At 58.0% G+C, this 13,534-nt stretch carries 12 protein-coding genes and 1 pseudogene; 8 read left to right on the top strand and 5 right to left on the bottom strand.

What is annotated here, in order from left to right; genetic code table 11:
* Positions 1-76 precede the first annotated feature (76 nt).
* The 5 genes from ABDX87_RS03725 to ABDX87_RS03745 all read left to right on the top strand — a co-directional run bounded on the left by ABDX87_RS03725 (position 77) and on the right by ABDX87_RS03745 (position 5,169).
* Positions 77-1,372 (top strand): MFS transporter, encoded by a 1,296-nt coding sequence (locus ABDX87_RS03725; protein ID WP_346831655.1) that lies wholly within the window; start codon positions 77-79, stop codon positions 1,370-1,372.
* A gap of 50 nt (positions 1,373-1,422) precedes the next feature.
* Positions 1,423-2,304, top strand: a complete 882-nt coding sequence (locus ABDX87_RS03730) for a LysR substrate-binding domain-containing protein (protein ID WP_346831656.1) — start codon at positions 1,423-1,425, stop codon at positions 2,302-2,304.
* An 83-nt stretch (positions 2,305-2,387) separates the two neighbouring features.
* Positions 2,388-3,215 (top strand): phosphonoacetaldehyde hydrolase, encoded by an 828-nt coding sequence (gene phnX, locus ABDX87_RS03735; protein ID WP_346831657.1) that lies wholly within the window; start codon positions 2,388-2,390, stop codon positions 3,213-3,215.
* Positions 3,216-3,416: 201 nt separating this feature from the next.
* On the top strand, positions 3,417-4,145 hold the full coding sequence (locus ABDX87_RS03740) for a helix-turn-helix transcriptional regulator (RefSeq protein WP_346831658.1): 729 nt from the start codon (positions 3,417-3,419) through the stop codon (positions 4,143-4,145).
* A gap of 79 nt (positions 4,146-4,224) precedes the next feature.
* The gene (locus tag ABDX87_RS03745; protein ID WP_346831659.1) at positions 4,225-5,169 is read left to right on the top strand and encodes a DMT family transporter; all 945 of its coding nucleotides are present in this window, start codon (positions 4,225-4,227) and stop codon (positions 5,167-5,169) included.
* A gap of 59 nt (positions 5,170-5,228) precedes the next feature.
* Here the strand turns inward: ABDX87_RS03745 and ABDX87_RS03750 are convergent, their stop codons facing one another.
* Both ABDX87_RS03750 and ABDX87_RS03755 read right to left on the bottom strand, forming a co-directional pair.
* Entirely contained in the window at positions 5,229-6,905 is a 1,677-nt protein-coding gene (locus ABDX87_RS03750; protein WP_346831660.1) for a cyanophycinase, read from the bottom strand.
* Between the two features lie 126 nt (positions 6,906-7,031).
* Complete coding sequence (locus ABDX87_RS03755; protein ID WP_346831661.1) at positions 7,032-7,232, bottom strand: hypothetical protein; 201 nt, start codon at positions 7,230-7,232, stop codon at positions 7,032-7,034.
* A gap of 55 nt (positions 7,233-7,287) precedes the next feature.
* On the opposite strand from ABDX87_RS03755, the gene ABDX87_RS03760 reads away from it, so the two are divergent.
* The 3 genes from ABDX87_RS03760 (at position 7,288) to ABDX87_RS03770 (ending at position 10,230) form a co-directional block, all read left to right on the top strand.
* Positions 7,288-8,064: an ABC transporter substrate-binding protein gene (locus ABDX87_RS03760; protein ID WP_346831662.1), complete on the top strand. Its 777-nt coding sequence runs from the start codon at positions 7,288-7,290 to the stop codon at positions 8,062-8,064.
* Positions 8,065-8,118: 54 nt separating this feature from the next.
* Entirely contained in the window at positions 8,119-9,231 is a 1,113-nt protein-coding gene (locus tag ABDX87_RS03765; protein ID WP_346831663.1) for a succinylglutamate desuccinylase/aspartoacylase family protein, read from the top strand.
* 69 nt (positions 9,232-9,300) lie between these two features.
* Positions 9,301-10,230 carry a MurR/RpiR family transcriptional regulator gene (locus tag ABDX87_RS03770; protein ID WP_346831664.1) on the top strand — a complete coding sequence of 310 codons (930 nt, stop codon included), beginning with the start codon at positions 9,301-9,303 and terminating at the stop codon, positions 10,228-10,230.
* A 120-nt stretch (positions 10,231-10,350) separates the two neighbouring features.
* On the opposite strand, the gene ABDX87_RS29100 is transcribed toward ABDX87_RS03770, so the two are convergent.
* The 3 genes and pseudogenes from ABDX87_RS29100 to ABDX87_RS03780 all read right to left on the bottom strand — a co-directional run bounded on the left by ABDX87_RS29100 (position 10,351) and on the right by ABDX87_RS03780 (position 13,524).
* Positions 10,351-11,223 (bottom strand): methyl-accepting chemotaxis protein, encoded by an 873-nt coding sequence (locus ABDX87_RS29100; protein WP_431061305.1) that lies wholly within the window; start codon positions 11,221-11,223, stop codon positions 10,351-10,353.
* 33 nt (positions 11,224-11,256) lie between these two features.
* Positions 11,257-12,285 (bottom strand): annotated as a pseudogene (locus tag ABDX87_RS29105) (methyl-accepting chemotaxis protein); the annotation flags it as partial.
* 546 nt (positions 12,286-12,831) lie between these two features.
* The gene (locus ABDX87_RS03780; protein WP_346831666.1) at positions 12,832-13,524 is read right to left on the bottom strand and encodes a type 1 glutamine amidotransferase domain-containing protein; all 693 of its coding nucleotides are present in this window, start codon (positions 13,522-13,524) and stop codon (positions 12,832-12,834) included.
* Between the last annotated feature and the right edge of the window lie 10 nt (positions 13,525-13,534).

The following is a 13,534-nucleotide window of genomic DNA, read 5'->3' on the forward strand; positions in this document are numbered from 1 at the left end:
ATTTCCTGCTGCACCGTAAAGAGTGCCGACTCGCTGGCTGCCGCCACGCGAGAGCGAAACAAGAAAGGAAAACACCATGAATCGTGCCGAAAGTCTCTCTGGTCTTGCCGTACCGATGTCACGCTTTCGTATTGCCCAGTGGCGGATGCTGTTGGCGGCCATGTTTTGCTATCTGTTCTTCTACACCGGACGCCAGACGTTCGGCTTCGCCATCCCCGGCATTCAGGCTGAGTTCGGTCTGAGCAAGGAAACACTGGGCTGGGCATCCAGCGCAATGCTCTGGGCGTATGCCATCGGTCAGGCCATCAACGGCAACCTGGCCGACAAGTTTGGCGGACGACGCATCATGACCTTGGGCGCTGTGCTGTCCTGCGGCGCCAATTGGGTCACCAGTTTTGCCGCAGGCTTCGGCAGTCTGATCCTGCCCTGGGGCATTAACGGGTACTTCCAGGCACTGGGCTGGGCACCGGGCAGCCGGCTGCTCTCCAACTGGTGGAGTGCCGGTGAGCGCGGCAAGATGTATGGCTTTTACGTGTTCGCAGCGGGCTGCGCTTCGGTGCTGTCCTACGTCACTTCAGTGGTGGTTCTGGAGGTCTTTCATCTGGAATGGCGCTGGATCTTCCGGCTTCCCGTCCTGCTGATGCTGGCCGGCGGGATCATTTTCTATCTGGTCGCCCGCGAGAAGCCTGAGGATCTGGGCTTCAGCCCGTTGACTGACACCGGCGTTGCCAATGCTGACGACAAACAGCACGAAGGCCATCACGAAAACGAAGAGACCTCGGCCCAACGTTACAAGGCTGTGCTGAAAAACGTTCGTCTCTTGATCGCCGCCGTCTCGTTGGGTTTCCAGAACGCCGCTCGCTACGGACTGATCGTCTGGGTGCCTGTGCATTTTCTGGGTGCCGACTGGCAGAAAGGCCAGAGTCTGGTCGATCCGAAGTGGATCACGGTAGCGCTGCCGGTAGGCATGGCGGTGGGCGCCTTGAGCAACGGTTGGGTGTCGGACAAATTGTTCGGGTCCAAGCGTTATCTGGCGATCATGCTGTACATGTGCCTGGGCGCCATGACCAGCCTGTGGATGTGGAGCCTGCCAGCACACAGCTCGATCGGCCTGATTGCCTTGTTTCTCTGCGGGTTCTTTGTCTACGGACCTGCTTCCAGCTTCTGGGCCTTGTGCCCGGATCTGGTGGGCGCGAAACGCGCCGGCACTGCGACCGGCATCATGAACTTCTCGTCGTACCTGTTCGCGGGCTTGGCGGAGCCCCTGATCGGTCGCATGCTGGACAGCACAGGCAATACCTCGCTGATTTTCATTGTGGTGACGATCAGCTGCCTGTGCAGCGCGTTCGTGGCGCTGTTCGTCAGGCGCTGAAGCGGCGCAAACCACAACCATAAAAAACCGACGATTCAGGAAACGAACGCATGTATCAGTATCACAAGTGGTTACGTTCCTTTCATGCCGTGGCTAAAACCGGGAGCTTTTCCCTGGCGGCGAATTACCTGAACGTCGGTCAGCCCACGATCAGCGAACAGGTCAGCGCGCTGGAGAAGCGGTTTTCCGTCGAGCTGTTTCATCGCCGTGGCAGGTTCGTGGAGTTGAGTGCCGCTGGCGTGAAACTGTACGAGATCACTCAAGGGGTGTTCGGCCAGGAGGATGAAGCGCTGCAATTGCTTCAGAGCTTCAGTCAGCGCAAACACGGCATGCTACGAATCGGCGCTGTATCGCCTCCGATTGCCATGAGCCTGACCTACTCGCTCATGCAGCAGTATCCGAACATCGATCTGGAAACCTCATTTACCACCGAGGCCGAAACGCTGGAGCGTTTGTACAACTTCGACATCGATGTCGCGATCCTCGCCCTGTCCGAGTTCGACCATAGGCTTACGACGCAGCTGTATCGCACCTACCCGATCCTCGGCGTGGTGCGTGACGACCATCCCTGGGCAACTCAGGCGCAGGTCAGCATCAACGAGATCAGCGCGCAGCGGGTGGTGCTGCGGGAAAAAGCGTCGCGCACGCGGCAACTGGTCGAGGAAGCCTGCCACACGCGGGGTATCCATCTGGACTGCGTCATGCAATTGAACAGCCGCGAAGCCATCGTCCATGCCGTGGTGCAAGGCATCGGCGTCGGGTTTGTGTCGGCCGTGGAGTACGCGGAACAGCCCGGCACCAAGGCCGTGTCATTTATCGAGAACCCTCTGCACATCCACTACTTTCTTTGCTGCCTGGGGGTGCGCCGCAACCGACCGATCATCTCTGACTTGTTCGATTCCTGCGCGCTGCCGGAAACCTCTCACACCTGAACACTTGGCAATAACCCGATTCACCGGCCTTTTTCCCATCCGAAGAAGCGGGCCACCTTTATCTAAAAACAAGGAGAACACCCATGAACTATCAAACCCCGGAACGCCTGCAAGCCGTTGTCCTCGACTGGGCGGGCACGGTTGTCGACTTTGGCTCATTCGCCCCGACGCAAATCTTCGTCGAAGCCTTTGCCGAGTTCGGCGTCGCTGTCTCGCTCGAGGAAGCACGCGGGCCAATGGGCATGGGCAAATGGGACCACATCCGCACCCTCTGCAATCAACCGGAAATCGCCAAGCGCTATCAAGCTGCCTTCGGACACTTGCCAAGCGATGACGATGTCACCGCGATCTACAACCGCTTCATGCCGCTGCAAATCGAAAAGATCGCCGAGCACTCCGCGCTGATTCCCGGCGCGCTTGAGGTGATCAAGACACTGCGGGACAACGGACTCAAAATCGGCTCCTGCTCCGGTTATCCCGCCGTCGTGATGGCCAAGGTCGTAGAGCTGGCGCGCACCAACGGCTACGTCGCCGATCACGTTGTCGCGACGGATGAGGTGCCTAACGGCCGCCCTCATCCCGCACAAGCGTTGGCCAACGTGATTGCACTGGGTATCGACGACGTCGCCGCTTGCGTGAAGGTCGACGACACGTGGCCCGGGATTCTGGAAGGTCGCAAAGCAGGCATGTGGACGGTCGCGTTGACCTGCTCGGGAAACGCCCTGGGTCTCTCGTACGACGCCTTCAAAGCCCTGTCCCCCGAGCAGCTGAAACACGAGCGTGCGCGCATCGGCGAACTGTTCGAAGGGTCTCGCCCGCACTACCTGATCGACACCATCGTCGAGTTACCCGGCGTCATCGAACACATCAACGCGCGCCTTGCACGAGGTGAAATGCCTCAAGCGTACTGACCCTATCCGTGGCTGAGTCACGAAGTGCCCGCGTATGGAGACAGGCACTTCGTGAAGTGATGGGCGCGGCCCACCTGATGAGGTTCAACCGAGCGGACGTGATTAACGGCCTGACCGGCAGGTGTTAGAATCCGCTGCCCCACTGCTGACCTTCTTGTGAACGCCAGCGCTCGAATCACGACTGGGGCCGATGGTGCGCCGATGTTTCTAAGCCTTGAGATTCGCAGTTACGAGGGTGAAAGCCCTCACCACCACCATGATCATGTTCAATTGGTGTTGCCGACGCATGGCCAAATGGAAATTGAGGTGGACGGCCGCGGGGGATGCATTGATCAGTCAGTGGCCGCTGTCGTAGCGCCTTGTTCGGTGCATTCACAGTTCGCCCATCCCGACAGCCGTTTTCTCATTGTGGACTGTGCGCCGACAACGCTGGAGGTGCTCCAGATGGAGCGTTTGGCGAAGGGCGTCTATATGCCCATTCCCCCGGCGGCACGTCGGCTTGTCGAATTCGCTGCGCTGATCGGCAACGCGCAACTGTCCATCGCGGCCTCGCAGTTGGGCCCGCTGCTTTTGTCGTCACTCAGCCCGGACACTTCTTGTTTCCCAACGCCCATGGAGCGGCTGATCGCCCGCCTTCGGGCGAATCCTGGCGCGAACTGGAGTAACGACGTCATGGCTGAAGCCGCAAACATGAGCGTTAGTCAGCTGCATCAGCGATTCCGTCAATTGTTCGAGATGACTCCTCAGGCCTGGCTCACCGACTTGCGCATTCAGGAAGCGCAACGATGGTTGCGCGAAACCCCATTGCCGATTTCTGAGATTGCCTTGCGCGCAGGTTTTTCCGACCAGGCATCACTGACCAGAACCATGCAGCGCGTGAGCGCCACGACCCCGGCGGTTTATCGTAAAGCGCAAAAACAGTCTGGGTAAAAAATCCCGAAATTTCCGACAATACTCCCCTGCTCGACTTCTCCAGACTTCATCGTTTAGGCGGTGGAGTGCTGACGAAATGGTTGCTGATCGATCACTGATGAAGGGCGCGGTCTACGGGGTTTGCGCGGGGCTGTGCTGGGGGGTGATTTTTCTCGGCGCGGAACTGACGCCGGGCTTGAGCGGCCTGCAACTCGCTGTCTTGAGATTCCTTTGCTACGGCGCGATTTCGGCGGTACTGCTCATGCGGCGTTGGCGTCGCGTTTGTACCCCTCTCACTCTGGAAGACTGGAAGTCGCTCTTCTGGCTCAGCCTGATCGGAAACCTCATCTACTACTCACTGGTGGGCACAGGTGTTCAGTGGGTGGGTATCGCGACTACGTCCCTGATCGTCGGACTCATCCCGGTGCTGGTCACGTTGGCAGGTCGTCATGACGCAAATGCCGTCCCCTTGCGCAAGCTCTTCCCCTCGTTGTGCTGCGCGATGGGTGGGGTCGTACTGATCAGTTGGCATGCACTGAGCAGTGATGACGGGCTGAATACGCTGACGAACCTCTTCGGAATTTTATGCGCCTTCGGCGCCCTGGTAACGTGGAGCTGGTTCGCGGTGAGCAATGCGCGGCGGCTCATAAAAGTCACCCGCGTTTCATCCCATGACTGGGCATTGCTGACAGGCATCATGACCGGCGCTCAATCGCTGCTGTTAGCAGTGCCGGTCCTGGGTTTTCAGGGCAGTCAACATGGCCTTGCAGAGTGGCTGGATTTTCTCTGGGTCGCGGGGGGCGTAGCGCTTTTGTCTTCGGTCGTGGGGGGCGCATGCTGGAACCAGGCGAGCCGGCTGTTACCGTTAGCGCTCAGCGGTCAGGTGCTTGTGATTGAAACGTTGGCGGCGCTGGTGTTTGGTTTTTTGTGGGAGCATCGACTACCCGACGGCCATGAGCTGTCTGCCATTGCACTGCTGCTGACCGGCGTCGTCTGGTGCCTGAATGTTCACCGTGCTCCGCAGCGCTCCTCAACGGCTTAGCCCCGCCCCAGGATTAATGGCTGCCTTGGCCATGAACCGAGTGGCGGGAGACGCTGCACTCAGGAGTTGTCCGCAAGCCCATAAGCCCGCGCAATGAATTCGGCCACTTCATCACGGCGCACGGTCGCGTCGCTTGCGTGCGCATCAGCTGGCACTGTTGTAACCAGGCCCTTTGCAGCCATGGCTTTCACGGCTTCAGCCCATTCATCCCAGGTCACCGGTTTATCGGGCTCGAACGCCGGCCCACTTTTCATCCAGCCATTGGAAACCACGATCTCGGCTTGCTCAAACAGAGGGGAGTCGGCCGTCAGATCGGTGAATTCAACTTGCTTGCCGATCTTCAGCTCACCGGCCAGCGTCATCTGCAACGTGTTGGCCAATTCCCCTCGGGTAATGGCACGAGCCGGCTCGAAGGCATTGACCTCGTTACAGGTCATCAGGCCACGGAAAACCACCGCGCGCACTGCACTGGATGCCTGAGAAGCCGGAATGTCGGCAGGCAGGTTCTTTTGCGCGGGCCTTAACCCTGCATCGACCGGCGTGACGTCCAGGCGCACACCCTGGGCGGTGTAGTTGGTCAATGAGTCATACGTCTTGCTGTGCGCGATGAAACCGGGGGACTTGGTGAAATCAAACCGGTATCCGTAGTGGTACCCATTGGAAGGATTGTAGCGAGTCATCAATCCCGATTGACGGGTAGCGGTGTTGTCAGCCAGGCCATACAGCACGGCTCGACGCATCGCTGCCACAGCGGACAGGTCGGTGATCAGTTGGTTGCCCACCAGATATTCGTCGCCCGGCTTGATAACGTCTTTGCCTTCGGCGGGTGAGACCGCGTTTGTGGCAGGGTTGTAGCGATCGCCGTTGCCAAGCATCGCCAACTGTACATTGTGCAATTCCGTACCGTAGACGCCGAACTGTCGGGTGGCGTGGCTGGCATCCATCACGGTCAAATAACCTTCGCCAATAACCTCAATCTGACCGTCAGGCTTAACCCACATGGCCGTGTTGGTGTCCAGCCCGAACCCGATACTGCGCTGGGCGTTCACCAGATAACTTGCCATGCGTGCCGTGCGCCCGGTACTGGTCTCTTCCAGCTGATCCAGGTGTTGATCGATTATTCCGCCCTTGAACAAGCCAGAACCTTTGAGCAAAGCCGCACCACGTTGCCCGGCAGACTTCGCGACACCAAAGTCCAGCGTGTCCATGACAACCCCGTAGGCCGTGGGCATCTGGGCGCCGAGTATGCTTGCTCCGGCGCTGGTGCCGCCGATGACCCCGCCCTGCTCGTAAACCTTGCGCACAGCCTGCATCGCCAACGAATCACTGCCGTCTGCGTTAAACAGCGCCTTGGCGATTCGTGCCTGATCCCCGCCCACAAACCATACGGCGCTTGCCTCGGTGATCGGTTTAACGGCCTCGGGATCGTTCATGGTCTGTGCGAAGTTCTTGTTATCGATCGAAGCGATCTTGACGTGCGACGCCGGCACTCCCAAGGCAACCAACTCGGTTTGAAAGCGTTTACTCGATCCCAGGCTGCCGCTGGCGGTGGGGAAAATCACGATGTTGGCCGCACCCGCCCCACCCGCCAGATCCACGAATTTTTGATACACAGGCAAGTTGCTAGCCCTCAGCATGCCCCCCACCGCCAGTAAATGGCCGTCCGCGAGCACCGATGTCGCTGAACACGCGACCGCCAGCGCGACCAACACCCTGCCTTTTCTCATTTTGCTCATCCGTATGGCTCTTTTTGTAGGGAGAACATCGACGGCCTGCCAGCCGAAGTCACCAGCACCGAAAACGAAAATATTTCAATCAGATTTCTAGGAATTGAAATCTTATACGCCGCATTTTTTTACTGATCAAGAGCCGACATTCAAGCTTGAAAAATACGAAATGCCACGAGTAAAAACGTATTTATCTTTAATTTCCATACGGTTATTTGAGTTGAAAGGTCCGATGTTGCCCCCTTTAAAATGGCCATAATATTTTCTTGATTTACATATCGTGAAAATAATCGTTTCATTGATCCCGTAGCGGCGTCCCATCAAGCTAAATGCCATGCCTGCTCGTCGATCAGCTCCACCTACCCTGATAACCCGAAATAGGAGTCGTCCAATGAAAACAATCGCACTGCTGGGTGCCGTGGCGCTGACTGCCATGAGCACGTTGGGGATGGCAGAAGAACAGACCCTGCGCATCGGCATCGAAGCCGCCTATCCGCCCTTCGCGTCCAAAACAGCTGACGGCGCGATCACCGGCTTCGACTACGACATCGGGAATGCGCTGTGCGAGAAAATGGCGGTGAAATGCGTATGGACCGAACAACAGTTCGACGGGTTGATCCCATCACTGAAGGTTCGCAAGATCGACGCGATCCTCTCGTCCATGTCGATCACGGCCGACCGCCTAAAATCGGTCGATTTCAGCAAAAAGTACTATCACACGCCCGGCAAACTGGCGATGAAGGCTGGCACCGTCATCAACGATCCGCTGGTGGACCTCAAAGGCAAGCGAGTCGGGGTTCAACGCGCCTCTACCTACGATCGCTATGCGACTGACAACTTCGCCCCGGCGGGCATTGAGGTCGTGCGCTACGGCTCCCAAAGTGAAGCGTTCCTGGACCTGACATCCGGTCGCCTCGACGCCACCCTCGCCGACATCGTCAACATCGATGAAGGCTTCATCAAGACTGACGCTGGCAAGGGCTTCGCGTTGGTGGGTCCCGACTTCACCGACAGCAAATACTTCGGTAACGGCGCAGGTATTGCTGTGCGCAAAGGCGATTCGGTAACCGCTGAAAAACTCAACGCAGCAATCGACGCCGTTCGCGCTGACGGCACTTACCAAAAAATCCAGAACAAGTATTTCAGCTTCGACATCTACGGCGGCTGATCACGTGTGCAGGAGTGGCGATTGCGCGACTCCTGCCCTCCTCAGGAATTCTTCATGGAACATATTGAGCATGTGCTCCCTTGGGGCAGCCCCGGTATCGAGCGACGCTTGTCGGTTTTTCGGTTCGGTCACGGCCCTCGAAAAGCCTACATTCAGGCATCGCTGCACGCGGATGAACTGCCTGGCATGCGCGTTGCGGTGGAGTTGAAAAAACGCCTGGGCGAGCTGGAGAAAGCAGGTCGGTTGAACGCGACGATCGAGCTGGTGCCTGTGGCCAACCCCATCGGGTTGTCGCAGATGTTTCAAGCCACTCATCAGGGTCGGTTCGACTTTGCCAGCGGCAAGAATTTCAATCGGGATTTTCCTTCACTCGGCAAAGCGGTGGCTGCCCGTGTTGCCGGTCGCCTGAACGAAAATGCCAGCGATAACGTGAAGGTCATCAGAGCCGCCATGCACGAAGTGCTAAATGCGCTGGCTGAGCCGAAATCGACCCTCGAAGGTTTGCAACGCCATTTATTGACTCACGCCTGTGATGCAGATGTGGTCATTGATCTGCACTGTGATTTTGAATCCATTCTTTTGCTTTACAGCCTGCCTCAGCTTTGGGACTCACTTGAGCCATTGGCAAAACGGATCGGCGCCGGCGTGGCGTTACTGGCTGAAGCCGCAGGCGGCGATTCTTTTGACGAAGCATGCTCCACTCCCTGGCTTGAGCTGGCGAGGCAATTTCCAGAAGCGAGCATTCCCATGGCTTGCATCGCGACAACGGTAGAACTGGGCGGTATGGCGGACACAGGTCACGTCGAGGCCGAAGCGCATGCAGACGCCATCCTGGGATACCTGGGTGGCCTGGAGATGATCAGCGGCAACTGGCCTGATGTGCCTTCCTCCTCCTGTGAAGCCACACCCTTTGCAGGCGCGCAGTATGCTTATGCAACCCACGCCGGTGTCGTCTCGTTCCTGAAACCGTTGGGTGCCAGGGTCAGCAAAGGCGACGCGCTCTTTGACGTCTTCGATCCCATCACTGACCGCCATTCACGGGTGTGCGCCACCACAGACGGCGTGCTCTACGCCCGCGAGCGGTTGCGTTTTGCTCAACCAGGCCTTTGGCTGGCCAAGGTGGCGGGCAGCGAACCCATTCGCCAAGGGCGCCTTCTGACCGACTGAAGCCAGACTCCCGTGAATTCGCTCGCTTCAGATACACTGGGGCAACTGATCGACAGGCCGGCCCAACCTATGCTCCAACCTTCCGCCCGCAATACCACCGTTTATACAGCCCCCATCATGCGCAACCTCGCCGAGGCTGCGCCAGACCTGCAACCTTCGCTGCGCAAGGTGGCGGACTTTGTTCTGCGTCATCCACTCAAGGCCGCGACCCTGACCATCGAAGAACTGGCGCAGGAGTCTCTGACTTCACCGGCAGCAGTCAATCGGCTGGCGCGGGCCATCGGCCTGAAGGGCTATACACAATTAAAGGCCGAGTTGGTCGCGACTCTGCAGGACATGGTGTCCCCGGTCGACAAACTGCGCAATGAGATGGCGCAGCGGCCTTCGGGCGAATTCGGATTGGCCGAACAAATTCAAATCGCGACCAGCAATCTGAGCAGAACCAACGCGAACAATCCCTCGGAGTTATTCGACGCCTTCGTCGGTGCCCTGATTCAGGCGCGCAAGATTTACATCCTGGGCTTCGGCAACAGCGCATACATGGCAGGACTGGCCGCCTCAAACCTGATCCCGTTCATTGCTGATGCACAGGCAATCAGCATGGAAGGCGGCAACGAGAACGCAGCCTATCGGTTGGCGTCCATCACGCCCGACGACGTACTGCTGGCCATCTCACTGCCCCGCTACTCTCAGGACACCCTGCAATTAGCGAGATTTGCCAAAGAACGCGGCGCCTCAGTTCTGGCTATCACAGACTCGCCCGCCTCCCCGTTGGCCAATATTGCTCATCACACACTGTTCGCCGAAGCCAGCCATCCGGTACTGATCAGCTCAAACGCTGCCGTGCTGGCACTGATCGAGGGATTGGTCGCTGCCGTCATGACGCGCAACAAGGAGGCGGTCAGACTGTCGGCGGAGCTCACCGAGAGTGTGCTCTCCTACCTGCACGTATCTGCCAAACCCAATCTGGCAAACAAGAGAAAACCGCTCGGCCGCTGACCCCTGAGGCAGATGGTTTACGCCGTTTTCATCCCATCGCGGTGTCAGATGCTCTAAGCCCGCCGTGGCTCTCGACCACGGCGTTCTCGATGGACGCATGCTGCGCACACATCATGGCTTTCACGTTCTGAAGTGCGAGGTCATTTTTTGCAAATCGTGCCCCAGGGAAGCCAGTTCAATCGTTGCCGCAGCGCTTTCTTCGCTTGCCACCGCGGACTGATCGGCCACGTCACGAACGCTCAGAATGCTGCGATTGATTTCATCGGCCACAGCGCTTTGCTGCTCAGCGGCCGCCGATATCTGCAGGCTCATTTCCTGAATGGTCCCGATGGAGTGGTTGATCTGGGTGATGGCCTGCTCAGCCTTGTGCGCCAAATCGACAGTGTCCAATGTGCGCTCGCGGCTGGACACCATCAACGTCGCTGCGGCCTGGGTACCTTGCTGCAAGGCAAGAATCAGCGTTTCGATTTCCTTGGTAGAGTCCTGTGTACGCTGAGCCAGTGAACGCACCTCGTCGGCAACCACCGCAAAACCGCGCCCCTGCTCGCCTGCCCTTGCGGCTTCGATGGCCGCGTTCAACGCCAGCAAGTTGGTTTGTTCCGCGACTGCTTTAATCACGTCAATGACTTTGCCGATTTGCTCACTGTCCTGAGTCAATACGTTCATGGCGCCACCCAGATCCTCGATGGCATGAGCCAGCTCGCTGATCTGAAGGGTGGCCTGCTTGACGACGGCGCCGCCGTGACGTGCCTGCTCTTCGGCCAGGGTTGCCGCGGCCGAGGCATCGGTGGTGTTGCGCGCAACCTCCTGGACGGTGGAGGCCATCTCGTGCATCGCGGTGGCCACTTGATCCACCTCGACTTTTTGCTGACGAACACCCGCGCTGGTCTGCTCGCTCATCGCCGACAGCTTTTCAGCAGACGTCGAGATCTGCGTCACACCCATGCCAATGCCTTGCACCAGCGTGTTCAGGTTTTGGGCCATGTCCTGCATCGCATTTTGAAGATCGCCCAGCTCATCGCGGCGCGATGACTTGGCCTGCACCGTGAGATCACCTTTGGCGATCCGTCGAGCCAGCTCGACAGTGAGCGCGAGCGGTGCGGTGATCTGGCGTGAAATAACGACCGAGGCCACCAGTCCTACCAGCAACGCGACCAGGGCCAAAACAGCCACCTGGATAAACGCACTCTGCTGATCGGCACGCGCCAGGCTTTGCTGGGTGTCCATCAAGCCGGTCATGATTTTATCCATGGCGTCGCTTTCCTGATCCACTTGCTGGCGCAGGCTTTGCTTCTGCTCAAACAGCGCAGCGACTTGAACCAGCACGTCGCGGTATTGACGCATGCCGGCGTAGGCTTCCTCCAGCTGAACGGAAAGTGCAGCAGGCAGGCTGGTACGGGCTTTGACGATCTCGTTCAAAAAACCGTCGGTTGTGGCGAGCAGCGCTGTTTTGTTGGTCGCGTCAGGAACAGCGATGTAGCGACGCAAGACAAGACGAAACATCGTCATGCCATTGCGTAAATCAGCGACCGTGCGCAGCTCAGCGACGCGCTCGGTGCCCGGCTGCTCCAGTGCACGGGCATTGGTTGTTTCAAGCAGTTGAGCGAAGGTGCTTCCAAACTTGTCAGACAACGCCGTTAGCGGCTTGAGCGAATCGCTGGTGGACTTATCGGTATCGACCAGTCGATTGACCTTTTGGTCGTAGGAAACTGTCCTGGTCTGCAACTGGGTAAGGGCTAGCTGATTCTCCGCACGTGTCAGTGACAGCAAGGCCTTTGAGATAAGCCCTTGCAGGGTACCGAGCTGGGTGCGGTATGCCTCAAGAGCGGCCGGATCGGCGGACGCTTCGTACTGTTTCTCTGAGAGACGCACGTCCTGTGCGGCATCGTTGAGCGTACCGATCAGGCGTGTGGTATCCAAACGATCAACGAGGATGTTGTTACTGGTGTAACCGACGAAAGCAACCGCCAGCACTGCCAGCAACAGGATGCCAAACCCGATTCCCAGCTTTCGGGAAACTCTTAAATTGTCCAGAAATCTCACTTGCTTCGTCATTTTTCAGCCCCAAAACGCCAGCACGTATCAGTCCGTGAGGCACGAGATTAATTCCGGCAACCACCGTTGCCTTCAACGGGTTTGGGGGCGTCATCCAAAGCGATGTTCAGGGTCAATTTCAAGGTAAATGGCGGAACGGCTGCACCCAATCAGGTGAGCTGAGTTCAGGCGAGCCCGAACAGATGCACACCACCCCATCACCTCGAACTGCATGTATCGAACACGCTTAAAGGTTTCAGCCCTTGCATTCGGCGAGGATGCTATGGGCTTTGGATAAGGTTGTACATCGATTTATTTTTGTATAACTTTTGAACTTTTTAACGATCAAGAAAGCACTTTGCCATCACGCGGCGGTTCGCCTACGTAAAGGCGTTCCAGGGTCGAATCCAGGTCCGACACGTTGCTGCCGCTGCTCAACCGAGAATGCTTTTCAAGAGAGGGGCTGGGATAAGAATGGTGTGTTTGCGTCAAACAGCAGGAGGGTGGGTTGTCTCGGGCAGAGCAATGCATGCCTGATCTGCGATTGCGCAGACCAGGCAGTGTGAATCAGGCTGATTGTTCCTGTTTCAGGCGTTTGAGCAGTGCTTGAGCCACCGCCTCCGACGACGCTGGATTCTGACCTGTGATCAGGTGCCCGTCTTCCACCACGTAGCTGGCCCAATCTGCGGCCTTGGAGTAATTGCCGCCTTTGGCCCGTAGCATGTCTTCGACGAGAAAGGGCACGACCTGAGTCAACCCGACCGCCTCTTCCTCAGAGTTGGTAAATCCGGTGACCTTCTTGCCCTTCACCACCGGATGGCCATCCGGGGCGTTGACGTTCTTCAATACGCCCGGCGCATGGCACACGGCGGCAACCGGCTTGTTGGCCGCATAGAACGCTTCGATCAGCGTTTTGGAGTCTGTGTCTTCGGCCAGGTCCCACAGAGGGCCATGGCCGCCGGGGTAAAACACCGCATCGAAATCGTAGGGGTCGATCTCGCTCAATGGCACGGTATTGGCCAATGCGGCCTGTGCCTCGCGGTCCTTGCTGAAACGGCGGGTGGCCTCGGTCTGGGCATCGGGTTCGTCGCTTTTAGGATCTAAGGGCGGCTGTCCGCCCTTGGGTGAAGACAAGGTAATCTCGGCGTTGGCGTCGACGAATGCGTAATACGGGGCCGCAAACTCTTCCAGCCAGAAGCCGGTCTTTTTGCCAGTGTCGCCAAGCTGGTCGTGAGAGGTAAGCACCATGAGGATTTTCATACGAACCGGT

Origin of the sequence: Pseudomonas abietaniphila (assembly GCF_039697315.1) — a bacterium.
Lineage (GTDB): Bacteria > Pseudomonadota > Gammaproteobacteria > Pseudomonadales > Pseudomonadaceae > Aquipseudomonas > Aquipseudomonas abietaniphila_B.

Excerpts from the sequence above, each read along its gene's own strand:
- ABDX87_RS03725 (WP_346831655.1), top strand. The coding sequence starts at position 77 with ATGAATCGTGCCGAAAGTCTCTCTGGTCTTGCCGTACCGATGTCACGC.
- ABDX87_RS03730 (WP_346831656.1), top strand. The coding sequence starts at position 1,423 with ATGTATCAGTATCACAAGTGGTTACGTTCCTTTCATGCCGTGGCTAAA.
- phnX (WP_346831657.1), top strand. The coding sequence starts at position 2,388 with ATGAACTATCAAACCCCGGAACGCCTGCAAGCCGTTGTCCTCGACTGG.
- ABDX87_RS03740 (WP_346831658.1), top strand. The coding sequence starts at position 3,417 with ATGTTTCTAAGCCTTGAGATTCGCAGTTACGAGGGTGAAAGCCCTCAC.
- ABDX87_RS03745 (WP_346831659.1), top strand. The coding sequence starts at position 4,225 with ATGGTTGCTGATCGATCACTGATGAAGGGCGCGGTCTACGGGGTTTGC.
- ABDX87_RS03750 (WP_346831660.1), bottom strand. The coding sequence starts at position 6,905 with ATGAGCAAAATGAGAAAAGGCAGGGTGTTGGTCGCGCTGGCGGTCGCG.
- ABDX87_RS03755 (WP_346831661.1), bottom strand. The coding sequence starts at position 7,232 with ATGGCATTTAGCTTGATGGGACGCCGCTACGGGATCAATGAAACGATT.
- ABDX87_RS03760 (WP_346831662.1), top strand. The coding sequence starts at position 7,288 with ATGAAAACAATCGCACTGCTGGGTGCCGTGGCGCTGACTGCCATGAGC.
- ABDX87_RS03765 (WP_346831663.1), top strand. The coding sequence starts at position 8,119 with ATGGAACATATTGAGCATGTGCTCCCTTGGGGCAGCCCCGGTATCGAG.
- ABDX87_RS03770 (WP_346831664.1), top strand. The coding sequence starts at position 9,301 with ATGCTCCAACCTTCCGCCCGCAATACCACCGTTTATACAGCCCCCATC.
- ABDX87_RS29100 (WP_431061305.1), bottom strand. The coding sequence starts at position 11,223 with ATGCAGGACATGGCCCAAAACCTGAACACGCTGGTGCAAGGCATTGGC.
- ABDX87_RS03780 (WP_346831666.1), bottom strand. The coding sequence starts at position 13,524 with ATGAAAATCCTCATGGTGCTTACCTCTCACGACCAGCTTGGCGACACT.